Source organism: Ponticoccus litoralis (assembly GCF_039769985.1).
Classification (GTDB): domain Bacteria; phylum Pseudomonadota; class Alphaproteobacteria; order Rhodobacterales; family Rhodobacteraceae; genus Ponticoccus; species Ponticoccus litoralis.
Genome location: NZ_JBDNCH010000002.1, coordinates 3,599,442 through 3,615,035, shown reverse-complemented (window position 1 = coordinate 3,615,035; position 15,594 = coordinate 3,599,442). Strand labels below are relative to the sequence as shown.

The 15,594-nt window shown below is 65.6% G+C and carries 14 protein-coding genes and 3 pseudogenes; 3 read left to right on the top strand and 14 right to left on the bottom strand.

Annotation, left to right across the window (positions count from 1 at the left end; translation table 11 throughout):
• Window positions 1-7 precede the first annotated feature (7 nt).
• The 10 genes and pseudogenes from iolD to ABFB10_RS18895 form a co-directional block, all read right to left on the bottom strand.
• Window positions 8-1,906 carry a 3D-(3,5/4)-trihydroxycyclohexane-1,2-dione acylhydrolase (decyclizing) gene (gene iolD / locus ABFB10_RS18940; RefSeq protein WP_347167687.1) on the bottom strand — a complete coding sequence of 633 codons (1,899 nt, stop codon included), beginning with the start codon at window positions 1,904-1,906 and terminating at the stop codon, window positions 8-10.
• A gap of 99 nt (window positions 1,907-2,005) precedes the next feature.
• A pseudogene (locus tag ABFB10_RS18935) lies at window positions 2,006-3,917 on the bottom strand (bifunctional 5-dehydro-2-deoxygluconokinase/5-dehydro-2-deoxyphosphogluconate aldolase).
• Between the two features lie 29 nt (window positions 3,918-3,946).
• Window positions 3,947-4,228 carry a putative quinol monooxygenase gene (locus ABFB10_RS18930; protein WP_347167686.1) on the bottom strand — a complete coding sequence of 94 codons (282 nt, stop codon included), beginning with the start codon at window positions 4,226-4,228 and terminating at the stop codon, window positions 3,947-3,949.
• A 59-nt stretch (window positions 4,229-4,287) separates the two neighbouring features.
• Window positions 4,288-5,229 (bottom strand): sugar phosphate isomerase/epimerase family protein, encoded by a 942-nt coding sequence (locus ABFB10_RS18925; protein WP_347167685.1) that lies wholly within the window; start codon window positions 5,227-5,229, stop codon window positions 4,288-4,290.
• Between the two features lie 14 nt (window positions 5,230-5,243).
• Window positions 5,244-6,245: a Gfo/Idh/MocA family oxidoreductase gene (locus ABFB10_RS18920; RefSeq protein WP_347167684.1), complete on the bottom strand. Its 1,002-nt coding sequence runs from the start codon at window positions 6,243-6,245 to the stop codon at window positions 5,244-5,246.
• Window positions 6,242-7,144: a sugar phosphate isomerase/epimerase family protein gene (locus ABFB10_RS18915; RefSeq protein WP_347167683.1), complete on the bottom strand. Its 903-nt coding sequence runs from the start codon at window positions 7,142-7,144 to the stop codon at window positions 6,242-6,244. The genes ABFB10_RS18920 and ABFB10_RS18915 overlap by 4 nt, the downstream gene beginning before the upstream one ends.
• A gap of 54 nt (window positions 7,145-7,198) precedes the next feature.
• Window positions 7,199-8,230, bottom strand: coding sequence for a Gfo/Idh/MocA family protein (locus ABFB10_RS18910; RefSeq protein WP_347167682.1), 1,032 nt, complete (start codon window positions 8,228-8,230; stop codon window positions 7,199-7,201).
• 116 nt (window positions 8,231-8,346) lie between these two features.
• The gene (locus ABFB10_RS18905; RefSeq protein ID WP_347167681.1) at window positions 8,347-9,174 is read right to left on the bottom strand and encodes an ATP-binding cassette domain-containing protein; all 828 of its coding nucleotides are present in this window, start codon (window positions 9,172-9,174) and stop codon (window positions 8,347-8,349) included.
• Window positions 9,175-9,178: 4 nt separating this feature from the next.
• Window positions 9,179-10,228 (bottom strand): ABC transporter permease, encoded by a 1,050-nt coding sequence (locus ABFB10_RS18900; RefSeq protein ID WP_347167680.1) that lies wholly within the window; start codon window positions 10,226-10,228, stop codon window positions 9,179-9,181.
• A 101-nt stretch (window positions 10,229-10,329) separates the two neighbouring features.
• Window positions 10,330-10,962 (bottom strand): substrate-binding domain-containing protein, encoded by a 633-nt coding sequence (locus tag ABFB10_RS18895; RefSeq protein WP_347167679.1) that lies wholly within the window; start codon window positions 10,960-10,962, stop codon window positions 10,330-10,332.
• 706 nt (window positions 10,963-11,668) lie between these two features.
• On the opposite strand from ABFB10_RS18895, the pseudogene ABFB10_RS18890 reads away from it, so the two are divergent.
• Window positions 11,669-11,779, top strand: a pseudogene (locus ABFB10_RS18890) (LacI family DNA-binding transcriptional regulator); the annotation flags it as partial.
• A 322-nt stretch (window positions 11,780-12,101) separates the two neighbouring features.
• Window positions 12,102-12,728: a substrate-binding domain-containing protein gene (locus ABFB10_RS18885; protein ID WP_347167678.1), complete on the top strand. Its 627-nt coding sequence runs from the start codon at window positions 12,102-12,104 to the stop codon at window positions 12,726-12,728.
• 287 nt (window positions 12,729-13,015) lie between these two features.
• On the opposite strand, the gene ABFB10_RS18880 is transcribed toward ABFB10_RS18885, so the two are convergent.
• Window positions 13,016-13,195, bottom strand: coding sequence for a hypothetical protein (locus ABFB10_RS18880; RefSeq protein ID WP_347167677.1), 180 nt, complete (start codon window positions 13,193-13,195; stop codon window positions 13,016-13,018).
• A gap of 260 nt (window positions 13,196-13,455) precedes the next feature.
• Between ABFB10_RS18880 and ABFB10_RS18875 the strand changes: the two are divergent.
• Window positions 13,456-13,943, top strand: a pseudogene (locus ABFB10_RS18875) (multicopper oxidase domain-containing protein); the annotation flags it as partial.
• Between the two features lie 13 nt (window positions 13,944-13,956).
• On the opposite strand, the gene ABFB10_RS18870 reads toward ABFB10_RS18875, so the two are convergent.
• Genes ABFB10_RS18870 through ABFB10_RS18860 form a run of 3 tightly spaced genes read right to left on the bottom strand, consistent with a single transcriptional unit; the run spans window position 13,957 to window position 15,501 of the window.
• Window positions 13,957-15,075, bottom strand: coding sequence for a tyrosine-type recombinase/integrase (locus ABFB10_RS18870; RefSeq protein WP_347167676.1), 1,119 nt, complete (start codon window positions 15,073-15,075; stop codon window positions 13,957-13,959).
• The gene (locus ABFB10_RS18865; RefSeq protein ID WP_155846068.1) at window positions 15,072-15,245 is read right to left on the bottom strand and encodes a hypothetical protein; all 174 of its coding nucleotides are present in this window, start codon (window positions 15,243-15,245) and stop codon (window positions 15,072-15,074) included. Before ABFB10_RS18865 ends, ABFB10_RS18870 begins: the two co-directional genes overlap by 4 nt.
• 16 nt (window positions 15,246-15,261) lie before the next feature.
• Window positions 15,262-15,501 (bottom strand): hypothetical protein, encoded by a 240-nt coding sequence (locus tag ABFB10_RS18860; protein WP_066703202.1) that lies wholly within the window; start codon window positions 15,499-15,501, stop codon window positions 15,262-15,264.
• Between the last annotated feature and the right edge of the window lie 93 nt (window positions 15,502-15,594).

The following is a 15,594-nucleotide window of genomic DNA, read 5'->3' as shown; positions in this document are numbered from 1 at the left end:
CTTTCCGTCAGTTGACCAGCCGCGCATTGGCGATCTGGCCGAGGTATTCCTGAAAACGGTCCCTTTGCTTCTGGCGCTCCGACACCTCCGGCACGGCGACATCCCAGAAGAAGCCGTGGTCGCCGGCGGAGGTCTCGAGCCCCGTGCCGGGGAAGTCCTTCGCCGGGGTCTCGATGACGATCACCGTGGGGATGTTGCGGCTGCGCGCCGCGGCGACCTCGGCCTCGAGCGCGTCGGTGCCCGCCACCTTCACCGCATGGGCGCCCATGGCGGCCGCATGCATGACGTAGTCGATCTCGGGCTGCACCTCGACGTTGCAATCGACGTACATGTTGTTGAACGGCTCGCCGCCGCAGCCCATGGTCTGCAGCCGATTGATGCAGCCGTAACCCCGGTTGTCCGTCAGCACCACGGTGAAGGGGATGCGCCGCATGACCGCCGTCGCAAGCTCTGAGTTGGCCAGCATGTAGCTGCCGTCACCGACAAAGCAGATCACGTCCCGCTCCGGTGCGCCGAGCTTCAGCCCCATGGCACCGGCCACCTCGTAACCCATGCAGGAATAGCCGTACTCCATGTGATAGCCGCCCCGGCTTGGCTTCCACAGCAGCTTGAGCGCGCCGGGCATGGTGCCGGCGGCGCACATGGCAACGGCGTCCGGGCCGGTAGCCCGCTGGACCGCGCCGATGACCTGCCCGTCCGTGGGCTTGGCGGCCTGATCCTCGGGGCGGGCGCAGTAGGTGTCGACCGCGCGCAGCCAGTCCTCGCGCGCCGCCTCGTCGGGGGCCTCTGCCCTGTAGTCGCCAAGCGCCTCGCCCAGTGCCTCCAGCGTCACCTTCGCGTCGCCCACAAGGCTCTCCGCCCCGTGCTTGGCGGCGTCATAGCCGTGGATGTTGATCGACACGAGCCGTGCGCCCTCGCCGAAGAGGGTGCGCGAGCCGGTGGTGAAGTCCTGGAACCGCGTGCCCACACCGATCACCAGGTCGGCGTTCTGCGATGCGGTGTTCGCCGCTGCCGAGCCATCCACCCCCGAGGCGCCGAAGTTCATCGGATGCGCCTGCGGCAGGCCGGATTTGCCCGCCTGCGTTTCGGCTACCGGGATGCGGTGCCTTGTTGCGAACTTTGCAAGCGTGTCCTCTGCCTGCGAATAGATCGTGCCGCCCCCGGAGATGATCACCGGGCGCTTCGCCCCGCGCACCATGTCGGCCACGCGGGCAAGCTCATCAAGATCGGGGCGCGGACGGCGGATGTGCCAGACGCGCGGCACGAAGAACTCTTCGGGGTAATCATAGGCTTCGCACTGCACATCCTGGCAGAAGGCCAGCACCGCCGGGCCGCAGTTCGCCGGGTCGGTCATCATGCGCAGCGCGCGCGGCAGGGCATAGAGGATATGCTCGGGCCGCGAGATCCGGTCGTAATACCGCGCGACGGGGCGGAAACAGTCGTTGGCGGACATGGTGCCATCGTCGAAATCCTCGACCTGCTGAAGCACCGGGTCCGGGCGCCGCGTGGCAAAGACATCGCCTGCCACCACCAGTAGCGGCAGGCGGTTCACATGCGCCAGCGCCGCCGCCGTCACCACATTGGTCGACCCCGGCCCGATCGAGGATGTCACGGCCATCGCCCGCGTGCGCTTTTTGGCCTTGGCATAGGCAATGGCCGCATGGGCCATCGTCTGTTCGTTCTGCCCGCGCCAGGTGGGGAAGACGTCGCGATAGGCATGCAGCGCCTCGCCCATCCCCGCCACGTTGCCGTGGCCGAAGATCGCCCACATCCCGTCGATGTAACGGTCCAGCTTTTGCTCGCCTACCGCTTCGCTGCCTGAGGCGGCGGGTGTCATCTGCACCGAAAGCCACTTCACCATGGCCTGCGCCGCCGTCAGCCTGATCGTGCCGCCACTCTTGCCCATAATGGCTCTCCCTTTCAGAGGCTCACGCCCCGTCTTTTCATCAACAATATTCCCGGGGTTCCGAAGACGCGGGGGCAGCGCCCCCTCCCCGTCTCAGGCTCAGGCCGCGTTGCGCCGGGCCTCTGCCCGCGCCGCATCCCACAGATCGCAAAGCCGCCGGAACCGCTCGGCCATCTGCGCCACCGCGTCCTCGTCCGACAGCGCGCCCTTCATCCAGGCCCGCGCCGCATCGCCAAAGATCGTGCGGCCCACCGCAAAGCCCTTCACCAGCGAAAAGCGCGAGGCGACCTCGAAGCTTGCGGAAAGCTCGGCCTCCGGTGCATCGAGGCCAAGCACCACGATGCCGCGCGTGTGCGGGTCGTTCTCCTCGATGGCCGCGACCGCCTGCATCCAGGCCTCTGCGGTCTTCAGCGGCTCCAGCTTCCACCAGTCGGGGTAGACGCCCGCCGCGTAGAACTGGCGGATCAGCGTCGCCGTGGTGCTGTCGTCGACGGCGCCGACCTTCGACGGGATCACCTCGAGCAGGAATTCGAGCCCATTGCGCCGCGCCGCCGTCCAGAGCGCCTTGACCTTCGCCTCCTGGTGGGCCCGCGTTTCGGCATCGTCATCGGGGTGGCAGAAGACCAGCAGCTTGACGACGTTTTCCCGCGCCCATTCGCGGAACTGGCCCATGTCCTCGCCCAGCTCCGGCTCGAAGCGTATGGGGCGCGAGCCCGGCAGCTCGGTCTGACCGCCCGATCCACAGGCCGGACCCCGAGGACGCGTGCAGCGCCGCCCGCCCGATGCGGTTGTCGCACAGGATGCCGTAGCCCCCCTGTCCGTCCTGCACCTGCATCGCCGCCTGAAGGCACAGCTCCTTGAACGCGCCGCCCTTCTCGAGGGTGTATCCCTCCATCTCCTCGAGCTGCATCCGGTGATCAAAGGCAAAGGTCCGCACCGTCGACCAGTCGCCATGCCGGTTGGTCGCCCAATGGACCTGTTCCAGCGCGGCATCGTTGCGCAGATCGGGGCGCTTGACGCCTCTTTCGAAGAAGAACTGCAGCTCGTCCCAGGACGGATAGGCCGGGGTGCAGCCATGGCGCGACACCGCGAAGGCCCCGCAGGCATTGGCGTACTTCAGGGCCACCGGCCAGCTTTCGCCGTCAAGCCAGCCCTTGAGCAGCCCGCTCATGAATCCGTCGCCCGCGCCCAGCACGTTGAACACCTCGATAGGGAAACCAGGCCCCGAGACACCGTCATCTAGGCTGTCCGGGATGTCGCCTTCGAAGGCCACCGCCCCCATGGGCCCGCGCTTGCAGACCAGCGTGGCCTTCGACACCGCCCGCACCGCGCGCAAGGCCGCAACCGTATCGGTGGAGCCGCCCGCGATGTGGAATTCCTCTTCGGTGCCGACGATCAGGTCGAAGAAATGCAGGCTTTCCTGAAGCTTGGCCGTGACCTTGGCGCTTTCGACAAAACGGCTTTCGCCGTCGCCATGGCCCGCCACGCCCCAGAGGTTCGGACGGTAGTCGATGTCCAGCGCGGTCTTCAGCCCGTTTTCGCGGGCGATCCGCAGCGCCTTCAGCACCGCCGCCTCGGTGCGCGGATGACTCAGATGCGTCCCCGTCGCCACCACAGAGCGCGACCGCGTCAGCAGCGCCTCGTCGATGTCATCCTCGCACAGGGCCATGTCGGCACAGTTCTCGCGGTAGAAGATCAGCGGGAACTGCTCTTCGTCGCGGATGCCCAGCAGCACCAGAGCCGTCAGCCGCTCCGGGTCCGTCGCGACGCCGTCGACACAGACCCCGTGACGCAGCAGCTCTTCGCGGATGAAGCGCCCCATGTGCTCGTTGCCGACGCGGCTGATCAGCCCCGAGCGCAGCCCCAGCCGCGCCGTCCCGCAGGCCATGTTGGTCGGCGACCCGCCGATATACTTGTCGAAGGACCCCATATCCTCCAGCCGCCCGCCAACCTGCGAGCCATAGAGATCCACCCCGGCGCGCCCGATGGTGATTACGTCCAGATCTGCCATGTTCTTTCCCCTCGCAGGCGTCTTGCGGGTCAGGAGACGTTTATCGTCTCGAAAGTGAAGTTGCGGTGGAACGGCTCGTGGAAGGCGATGAAGTCCTTCGTGTGCTGCTGTTCCATGTGGAAGCCGTGCGCCGCCTCGTCCGTCCAGGTCTCGACAAAGACCAGCCGGTCCGGATCATCGGTGCAGGTATAGAAGTCATAGGCGATGCAGCCCGGCTCGGCCCGCGTGGCGGCCTGCGCCCCGGGCGCACGGTCTAGGATCTTCGAACGCGTGCCGGGCTGGCAGTCGATGGTTATGATGAACTTGTACATCAGCCTGTCCTGTCGTGATCCCGGACGGAAAACCGGTGCCCACTTATCCTCGGGATCGCTTACCGGATGATCGTCGCCTGAAGCGCGTCGATGGAGGACCGGATGCCCGCTTCGGTGGACATGGTGAAATCCTCCATTTCCAGCGAGACCCAGCCGTCGTAGCCCATCATGCCGACTACCGAGAAGAACTCCTTCCACCATTGCAGGTCATGCCCCGCACCGACGGCGACGTAGTTCCAGGCGCGGTTGGCGACATCGGTGACCTCCTTCATCTCCAGCAGGCCGTTCACGTCACACAGGCCGCGCTCGATGCGGGTGTCCTTGCCGTGAACGTGGTGGATCGCCGGGCCAAGCGCGCGGGCGACGGCAATCGGGCAGGCCCCCTTCCAGAAGAGATGCGAGGGGTCGAGGTTCATGCCGACCATCGCGCCGACCTCGTTCCGCAGGCGGAACAGGGTCTCGGGGTTCCACACCAGCATGGCCGAGAAATTCTCGAGCGCGATCTTCTCGACGCCCATCTTGCCCGCGTGCTCGACCAGGCCGTGCCAATAGGGGAACGCGCGGTCCTCCCACTGGTAACGGTCGCGCTCGGGCATCTCGTCGGGCCAGCTCTTGGTATAGGTCAACCAGTTCGGCACCGTGTCGCCGGCGGCGGCCTCCGGCAGGCCCGACATGGTGACGATCTTCCTGACGCCGATCTCTCCGGCGAGGGTGAAGGTCTCCTCGATCTCCTTGCGATGCTTCTCGCCGAGGTGACCGGGGTCGAGCGGGTTGCCCGAACAGTTGAGCGCGGCGATGGTCAGGCCACGCGCCTCGATCTCGGCAAGGCGGCGGGACAGCTCACTCGGGTCGGCCAGAAGCGTCTCGGCGCGGAAATGCGGCGCGGGCGACCAGCCTCCGCCAGTCATCTCGATGCCCTCGACGCCCAGCGCGACGCATTTGTCGAGCATGTCGGTGAAGGACAGGTCGCCCATCACGTCGGTGCAGATGGAAAGTTTCATTGTCGGGTTCCTGCTCAGGCGTAAAGCGCCGGTTTCTCGATCATGCTGATGACTTCGTGCCCGCCGCTGTCCACGGCGCGCAGCGCGGCGTCGGCCACCAGGGTCGAGGCATAGCCGTCCCAGGCCGACGGCCCGGTCGCGGTGCCCTGCCCCGCGGCAACGATCCATTCGCGGAATTCCTGGTCGTAGGCCTCGATGAAGCGCTCGCGCCAGTCCTCGGGGATCGCCTGCCGGATGCCGAACTGGTCGGACACCACCGTCGCGGGCCGGTTCGGCAGCGCGGCAACGCCGGTCTCGCAAGAGACCTCGCCGCGGATGTCGTAGCCGTAGGCGATATTGACCGAGATCTCGACGATCACGATGGCCCCCGACGCACAATGCAGCAGCACGATGGTGGGATCGCGCAGGTCCTTGCCGACGGTCGAGCGGCGCGGCAGCCGCACCTCGACGCCGGTCACCTCGTCCGAAAGCAGCCAGCGCGAGATATCCGCATCATGCACCAGCGTGTCGTTGAGCGGCATATCCGAGGTGTAAAGCCCCTCGGGCACCGAGGCATTGCGGTGCACCGACTTGTACATCAGCGGCGCGCCAAGGCTGCCGGTGTCGATCACCGCCTTGAGGCGACGGTAGTCGGCGTCGAAGCGGCGCATGAACCCCACCTGCACGAGGCGGCGGCCAAAGGCGGTTTCCGCCTCGATCACGCGCAGGGCGGCGTCTTCGCTGGTAACCATGGGCTTTTCGCAGAACACCGGCTTGCCCGCGTCGATGCAGGCCAGCAGCTGTTCCTCGTGCGCAGGCCCCCACGAGCAGATCACCACCGCATCCACCGTGTCGGACGCAATCAGCGCCTTAGGGTCATCGAACACGGCGGCCCCCTCGGGCGCGGCCGCCTCGGCGCGTTCGCGCGAGATATCGGCCACTGCCGTGACCGCCACGCCGCTCAGCACCTGGGTGAGGCGGCGGATATGGTCCTGACCGATCATGCCGGTCCCGATGACTCCGACCTTCAGGCTCATTTGCCCACTCCGTATTTCTCGACGTAACGCTTGGTTTCGGCCAGCATGAAGCGCGCGCTGTCCTCGGCGCGGTCTTCCCAGCCGAAGACGCAGTTCGACAGGACGCCGTCGAACTTCATGTCGGCGAGGGTCTTGAAGAACAGATCCCAGTCGATCTCGCCCTGGCCGAAATCGAGATGCTGGTGCACCCGAACCTTGGATTCCGGCGGGTTGACGATGTAGCGCAGCTCGGACGACTTGTTGTGATCGTAGGTGTCCGCAAGCCGCACATGCTCTAGCAGCCCGGCGGTGGCGCGCAGGTTCGCCTCCATGTCGGGGCCGTAGAAGAAGGTGTGCGGCGCGATGAAGGACGCGCGGACCATCGGCGAGTTGATGGTCTTGATGATGTCGATGGCGGGGTGGATCTCCTCGATCCAGTCCTCGGGGTGCGCTTCGAGCGACAGCTTGATGCCCTCGCGCTCGAGGATGGGCACCAGCACATCCATCGCCTTGAAGAACTGGCCCTCGCAGACCTCGGGGCGGTGGATGCCGGAGGTGTCGTTCAGCGAGCGGTTGGGCGATCCGCCACGACCGAATTCCGACACGAACATCGGGCATTCCAGCTCGACCGCGAACTCGATGGCGCGCTTCCAGTTGTCGATTGCCATGTCCCATTCATCGGCATAGGGGGACGCCCAGCGGTACATCGGCTGGATCGTGGCAAGGCCGACATTGTGGTCCTTCAGCGCCTTTTTGAAGGATTGGATGCGCTCGGGGTAGAGCTTGGGCCGCGTCCACCACGAGAAGAAATCGGGGCGCGGCGACATCTCGACGCAATCATAGCCCAGCTCGGCGACCTTGCGGATCGTATCCTCGAGCGACAGGTGCCGGATCATGTGGGGGTCGAGGGTGTACTTCATGATGTCCTCCCAGAGGGTCGTTGTCGGGCCGCGCCTCCTCTGGCGCGGAGTGGTTCAAAGGGCGACCGAGGCGCCGATCTCGGCGCTGCGGCGGGCGGCATCCAGCACCGCGATGGTGCGGGACGCCTCGATGGCGGTGACGGGCGGCGGGGTGCCGCCGGCGACCGCCTTGGCGAAGGCGGCGTAGTAATCGTGGTAGCGGCCCTGCTGCGCGGGCAGGCGTTCGTCGCCATGGCCCACGCGCAGGACGGGCCAGTTCGCCTCGGGCTCGTAGCCCCAGTTTTCCGGGTCGTCCGCCGGGCGCTCCCCGGCGAAAAGCTGCTGCGCCTGCACGTCGGTGGCCTGGCTGGTGAAGCTGCCCTTCGCGCCATAGGCGCGCAGCTCGCGCAGGTGCAGGTGGTTGCACTTGGAGGCGTTGATATGGCTGTGCGCGCCGCCCTCGTGGCGCAGGGTGATGGTGAAGCTGGCGTCGGTCCGCCCCTCGGGCAGGTCGAGGTGATCCATCTGGCAATCGACCGACGCCACCGGCCCCAGCAGGTAGATCATCTGGTCCACGAGATGGCTGCCCAGATCGCGCAACAGCCCGCCGGTCGGCCCGGCCTCCAGCGTCGCGGGATCGTCGAAATCCATCCGTGAATGGATGCGCCAGACCTCGCCCAGCGCGCCGTCCTTCAGCACCGATGCCAGCGTCTGCAGATCGCTGTCGAAGCGGCGGTTCTGGTAGACGCCCAGCACGATGCCCGCCTCTTGCGCAGCACGATCCAGATCCAGCGCCGCGCCTTCGGAGGGGGCGAAGGGTTTGTCGGCGATGACGTGCAAACCAGCCTCGATGGCTTCCAGCACCAGCGCGCGCCGGGTGTGCGGCGGGGTCGTGATGGTGACCGCATCGCAGGCGCCTACCGCGATCATGGCGGCAAGGCTGGGGAAGACCGGCACGGCGGGCCAATCGGCCTTTGCCTGCGCGACGGTCTTCTCGGCGCGGGCGACGATGCCGGTCAGGGTGCAGCCCGTCGCGGCGTCGATAAAGGGGGTGTGGAAGTGGCGTCCACCGGTTCCGTAGCCGACGCATCCGATCCGCAATGTCATGGTTCGTGCTCCGCTTCGGGCATGAGGGGGAATGCGGTGGCCCGTCCCCGAGGAGACAAAGGCCGCGCCACCGCGACTGGACGGTGCAGGGCGCACCGCCGATGGGGCAGAACGGGTCAGCCCGCAGGGGGCGGCACGTGCCCGTCGTGGGTATCCATGTAGCCCTCGATGGAGGCCTCGAGATCGGCCATTGACTCGCCGCCTGCCATGAGGTCGGCAATCTCTTCGCGGGACTTTTCGCCCTTGCGGAAGTCTGCGGCGATGGCGCCCCGGATGAGAACCGCGAAATGGTCCCCCACCGCCATGGCATGCATCACCTGGTGGGTGATGAAGATCACTGCGAGCCCCCGGCGCCGTGCCTCGCCGACGATGCGCAGGACGTGCGCCGCCTGCTTGACGCCAAGCGCCGCCGTGGGCTCGTCTAGGATCAGCACGCGGGCGCCGAAATGCACCGCCCGGGCAATGGCGAGCGACTGGCGCTCGCCGCCCGACAGGCCGCCGCAGAGGCGGTCGCCGTCGGTGATGCGGGTGATGCCGAAGTTCTGCACCGCCTCGACCGCAATGGCGTTGGCCTTGTGTCGGTCGAAGATCTTGAACGGACCCCAGCCCTTGGTCGGCTCCTGGCCGATGAAGAAGTTCCGGCCCACGGACATCAGCGGATAGGTGCCGCCGAACTGGTGCACCGTGGCGATGCCCGCCGCCTGCGCCTCTTTCGGCCCCGAGAAGGTGACCGGCTTGCCGTCCATCAGCATCTCGCCGCGGGTGGGCTTGTGAACGCCCGAGAGGGTCTTGATCAGCGTCGACTTGCCGGCGCCATTGTCCCCGAGCAGGCAGAGCACTTCGCCGGCGCGGACCTTGAGGGTGATCTCGTGCAGCACGTCGATGGGGCCAAAGCTCTTGTCGACGGCTTTCATTTCAAGAACGGGTGCGGTGGTATCGGTCATTGGATCACTTCCCCTTTTTCGAGGCGGACATGGAGGTCGCCATGTTGCGGAAGGTGTCGTTCATCAGGACCGCGATCAGCAGCATGACACCGATGATGAGGGACGACAGGTTCCGGTCGAAGGGCGTGTAACCGATACCCTGCTGCACGATGGCCAGCGTTGCGGTGCCGAAGAACACCCCGGCCACGGTGCCGAAACCGCCGGTCAGAAGCACGCCGCCGACGACCACCGCGATGATGCAGTTGAAGATCAGCGCGAAGTTGGTGGTGGTGGTGGCAGAGTTCGACAGGATCGCCTCGCAGGTGCCGGACAGGGCGGCGGCCATGGCGGCCAGCATGAAGAGCGCGATCTTCAGCTTGTCGATGGGGATACCGGCGTTGCGGGCGCTTTCCTTGTCACCGCCAAGGGCGAAGATCCAGTTGCCCCAGGGCGACAGGTGCAGGATGTAGTACAGCACCGCCGCCATGCCGAGCCACCAGAACACCGAGCTCTGGAACCCCCGGGCGTGGTAGTCGCCGAACACCGCCTTGGCCCATGCCGGAGAGGTCAGCGCCTGGCTGGTGGTGTCCGTCAGCCACAGCGACAGGAACAGCGTCAGGCCCGAGACGGCAAAGAGCGTGGCCAGCGTCACGATGAGCGAGGGCACGTTGGTACGGGTGACCAGCATGCCGTTGACCCAGCCGATGAAGGCCGCAAGGCTGAAGGTGATCAGCAGGCCGACGCCCACCGGCAGGCCATAGTAGCCGACCGCAATGGCCATGGACATCTTGGCCGCGGGCACCACGGCGCCGATGGAGATATCCAGTTCCCCGGCGATCATCAGGAAGCCGATGGGGATGGCGATGATGCCCACGGTCGAGGCCATGTTGACCCAGGACGAGGTGCCGTAGGGCGACAGGAAGTTCCGGTCATAGCCAAAGTAGGCGAAGAAGAGGAAGACCAGCACCATGCCCATGAAGGCCCCGGTTTCGGGACGCCGGAACAGGGCGCCGACAGAGAACGGCGTCGAGGTTGCGGGCCGTGATGGCCGCGAGGTCTGCGATGTGGTTTCCATGGTCATATCTGTCTCTCTCGGCAGGGTGCGGTGCCAGGCCTCGGTTCGAAGCGACCCGGTTCTGGCGGGCATCCCGGGCCTGACGCGGCCCGGGAGAAAGGTCAGCGGATCAGCGGGCGCCCGCAGAGACCCCGGCCAGTGCGGTTTCGATGTTCGAGGCATCGACGATGGCGGGGCCGGTCAGCACCGGATCGGTGGCCAGCTCGGTGCCGAAGTCGATATGCGCGGCCAGCATCGAGGTGGCGAGAAAGCCTTGCAGATAGGGCAGCTGGTCGATGGCCATCTTCTGGGTGCCCGCCTCGGATGCGGTTCAGGGCCGCTTCGCTGAGGTCGAAGGCGCCGACCATCACCCGATCCCCTGCCCCGATCTGCTGCACCGCGTTGGTGGAGGCATCGGCGGAGGACGCCGACAGCGAGATCACCGCGTCGAAGCTCTGGTCGGCGACCAGTTCGGACTTGATCGCCTCTGCAAGGCCGGTGATGTCACCGTCGAGGTTGGCGGGGGTGCGCAGGATCACCACCTCGGCGCCTGCCTCGGTGCCGCCCTTCTCGACGCCGCCGCAGCGGGCTTCGTGGTTGACCGCGCCGGGGGTGTGGATGTGGCAGAGGATCTTCTGGGCGCCCTGCTCGGCCATGTAGCGGCCACCGGCCTCGCCGGCGACGAACTCGTCCGAGCCGAAGTAGTTGATGCCCGAGATGTCGCCCTTCACGTCCATGCCCGAGTTGTACATCATGATCTTGATGCCCTGCTCGAGCCGCCTTCTGCAGCGCGGGAACCTGTGCCTCGGGCACCCAGACCGGGATCGCGATGCCGTCGACGCCCTGCGCCACGGCCTGGTTGATCAGGTTCACCAGGTCAGGGCCGAAGTTGTCGTAGTTCGGGGTGCGCAGGTAGTTGACCGAACCGCCATTCGCCTCGACCACGAGGGTCGCATCGTCAACGCCCTTCTTGATGAGGTTGAAGAAGCCGTCCTCGATGGACCCGGCGATCACCGCGATGTCCGCCGCGGATGCGGGAACGGCGGTCAGCGCGAGGGCAGCTGCGGCAACGGTGGCCTTGAGGGTCTTGGTCAGGTTCATCCGGGTTTCCTCCCTTGGATCGTGGGTGCCGCCCCGGGGGCGGCGGTCTGGCATCTGTCGGCCCGCATCTCCTGTCCGCATCGGCGGACGCCCTGTGCGGGGCGTGCTTCCACCGCACCGGCACGGGGTGCCGGGGGCGTTTGGTCCCGTGTGCTGCGCGGCCCTGCCACGCGACACCCGGTCATCGGGTCTGTCTGCTTGCTCCGGCCTGCCTCCCAGCGGGACCGGATTCTGCCTCGGCACTCCTCTGTACCCGGCACCTACTGAATGCCTCATTGACATTGAATGGATCAATATCCGTAATCTGTCTCAAAGCGTTTCGTTTCAAATCATCTCATAATCGAGATTAAATGAGACAAAATGAAACACTGGATCACGACCGGAGAAGCCATGTCCCGACCCACCATCAAGGACCTTGCGCAGGAGGCAGGGGTGTCCGTTTCCACGGTGAACCGCGTCATCAACAATGCCCAGGCGGTGCGGGGCTCAACGCGCGAAATCGTTCTGGGAGCCGCTGAAAGGATTGGATTTTATGGCCTCGGCAGCATCGAGCATTCGGTCCTGCAAAGCCGTGAGACCATCCGCCTCGGGGTCATCCTGCACCAGGGGCACCGGGTGTTCTACCGCGAGCTGGGCGCCGCTTTGCGCCGTGCGGCAGAGCAATACACCGGGGCCAACGTCACCCTCGAACTCGAGTACATGGACGACCTGTCACCGGACCATATCGCGCACAGGATTACCGAGGTCGGGCAGCAGTGCGATCTCGCTCGGCGTGGTGGCGGCAGAGCATCCGGTGATCTCCGACGCGATCACCGCGCTGCTGGACAGCGGCACCCCGGTGTCGGCGCTGATCGGGCCTTTGTCGGCACAGGGCAACGTCGGCTACATCGGCCACGACAACTGGAAGAAGGGGCGCACCGCCGCCTGGGCCTTCCACCACACCTGCCGCAGCCCCGGCAAGATCGGCGTCCTGCTGGGCAATCACCGCTACCGCAACCAGGAAATCAACGAGAGCGGCTTCCGGTCCTACCTGCGCGAACAGGATGCCGGGTTTTCCGTACTCGAGCCGCTGCAGACCTTCGAATCCGCCGCCGTCGCCCGCGAGATGACGGAAAAGCTCCTGGGCGAACATCCCGACCTGTGCGGTCTCTTCGTGTCCGGTGGTGGCATCACCGGGGCGCTCGCCGCGCTGAAGGACCGGCCACGCCGCAAGGATTTCGTCTGCGTCGCCTACGAGATCTTCGACGCGACACGGGCCGGGCTCATCGACGGGACGATCACGATGACCCTCTCTTATCCGATCAGGACCTTCGCCCGTGAAATCGTCGCCACCATGGTCAAGGCCCACAAGGCCGGTCCGGACGCGGGTGCACAACGCGTCAACATTCCGATTGCGATCCATACCTCTGAGAACGTCTGAGCCTTACCCGACCGCCACCATGCGACGGCTGCCAGCCCCAATGCCGGGTGCAAAGTATCGTCGCGAAGGATGGCCAGGCATCACAAGTTCTCGAAAGGCCTGGAACCGGCCATCCGCCCCGGCGCCTGACGCACCGGCTGCGCGGTCTATTGCGGGCCAACGGAAGCCTGTGTGCCTGCGTGATGCGGAAGACTTGATCGGGGGCCCGGGTGCCGCGCCTTCGGCCTTGAGCGGACAAAAACGTGTCCTCGGCGTCAATGGACATTTTTGGCAGCGATGCCTATCTTTCAGGCATGTTCGCCCGTGTCCTCTCCATGCTTGTCATACTCTCGATCGCCGTGGTTACGACGATCGGCGCAGCCCATGCTGCGCGGATGGATGGCATGCAGGCGGATCACGCGCTTCATCCGGTCGAGACGTCTCACGCATCGACTGTCGTTCATTCCTCTTGTGAGGGTGGCCAGCATTGTGGATCCGCAGAGGCAGTAATGTGCGACGTCGTCTGCGCGGGTCTGCCGGTCTTGCTGACGAGCCCTGATATGGACGCCGGAGTTGCCTACGGACCCGCCGGCCACGATCTTCCCGCAGAGGAAATCCATGCCGGCCGGGTGCCGGGACTGAACAAACGACCGCCGAAGCCTCGTCTCCTCTGAACGCGCCGCAGGCCGACGCCCGCGGCGTCCCACAGGCATTGAGACACGGGACGGAATGTCCCGAGGAGAAGACCATGAATACCCTTTCGAGACGCGGCTTTCTTGCCGCAGGTGCAGCAACCTTTGCAGTTGCGCAAATGCCCCGTCATGCCCTCGCGCAGTCGGCGGCCCCGATCCGGCTTTCCGCCGCCACGCGCACGCTGGACATCGACGTACCGCGCGGCCTCTGTCTTCGGCCTTGCCGGACCCGGCGGCCGAGGGGCTGATACTCGACCCCGGACAGCGGTTCCGGGTCGATCTGACCAACGATCTGGACATCGGCACGATTGTACACTGGCACGGGCAGATCCCGCCCAATGCACAGGACGGCGTGCCCGACATGCCGATGCCCCTGCTCACACCGGGAGAGACACTGTCCTACGACTTCGAGGCGCGGCCCGGCACGCATTGGATGCACAGCCATGTCCCGGTCCAGGAGATGCAGCTGCTTGCCGCGCCGCTGATCGTGCGGTCTGCCGAGGAGGCCGCCGCCGACAGGCAGGAGGTGGTGATGTTCCTGCACGGCTCACCACTTCTCATAAATTATCCTTTCCCTGTTTGGGTTTGGTGTCGTATTTGACGAACCTCTTGGGAAGGTTCGCCAAATTGCGCTCGCCATTGGGGCGGGCGATCAGTTTCTCAATCGCGGAATCGGCCATGCCTTCGCGGCCAGCGGCCTCGGTGTAGCGCTGCACGAGGGCCAGCGTTTTGTGGCCTGTGACCGCGCCGATCTGGTGCGCAGTAGCCCCGGCCTCGGCCAAACGACGTGCGCAAGCCTTGCGCAGCCCGTGGGCGGAACACTGGGGCAGTTTGGCCTCTTCGGTCCAACGTTGCATGAGATTGCCCAGGCCGCCGGCGGACCGCATGGTGCCTTTCTGGGTGGCCAGAAAGGGCCTGTCCTTCGGCAATTTGTCCAGCACCTCCGCCAAGTCCGGGTGGATCGGGACGGAAACCAGCACACCGCCTGAGCGTTGCGTCTTCTGCCGCCGATACTCGATCTTGCCGCTGCGGACGTTCTTAGGCCCCAGCGTCACCGCATCGACACGCGCCGCGCCGGTATAGAGCATCAGCGTCACCGCCGTATGCGCAAGTGTGCCGGGCTTGTGGACCTTGAAGAACTGCGCCAGTTCCTCTTCGTCCCAGGTATGAAAACCATCACCGCCCACGCGGAAAGGCTTTGTCGCCCGTGCCGGATTATCACCGCGCCAGTCCAGCGTAATCGCGAAATCCATCAACTGGATCAGCCGCTTGCGCAGGTTGTTCGCCGCTGTCGGGGTCTCGGCTTTCTCGGCCAGGATCGTCTGCACATGCCGCCGCTGCATCAGCCGCACCGGCTTGTCGCCATGCTCTCCCCGGAATTTTTCGACGACCCCGCGATACACCTTCTGCGTACTGGGCGCGAGGTCGAGGAACTCGGGCGAGCGATACCAGAGCGCCACGAGCTGGCTGACGCTGTAGGGCTTGGTCCGGTTCGCCCCAATCAGGCCGCGCGTCTTGTGCCCGTTCACCGCGTCCTCATAACGGCGAACGAAATCCTCCGACCCGTAGTCACTTCCCAACTCCGCCGAAAACCCACCCTTCCGAAACCGCCACCGCCGTTTCCCGTGCCGGTCGAAATAGGCCGTCGCGCCGGGAAACTGCTTGCGGCGTTTCACGGGCGATCCCACGGGTTGTTGACCTCGTCGGTCTGTTTCTCGGTGCTGTAGATCACGACCTTACCGTCCCGGCTGATCTCAGACCGTACGACCGGAATACCTGCGTCCCGGTACGCCTTGAGGTATCGGGTCAATTCGCTCTGCGTCAGCGTTGCGCGGGGCATGGCCATAGGGGTTCCTTCCACGTCAAAGGCTTGAGTGCTGCGGCTCGCCCAAGGGCAGGCTCGGTTGCTCGCCTTCAGGGCGTTTGAACCTGGTCGCGTTGCGCTGGAACCGCTCCCAACCACTCATGGTCAGCATCTTTGTCTTCGCGGAAATCTCCACGAACTCTAGCCGTCCGTCGTTCATCAACGCGCGAACTTGCGCGGCGCTCAGCCCGACAAGCTCGCCCAGTTCTTTCGGGGAAAGCAACTTTTCCTGTGCCAAAACCCTCTCCTTTTAGTAACGTGGCGCGAATCGGGTTGAATGCGCTCAAGCGTCATGGCCCGACAACGAAACACAACGAATAACGTTCATTTG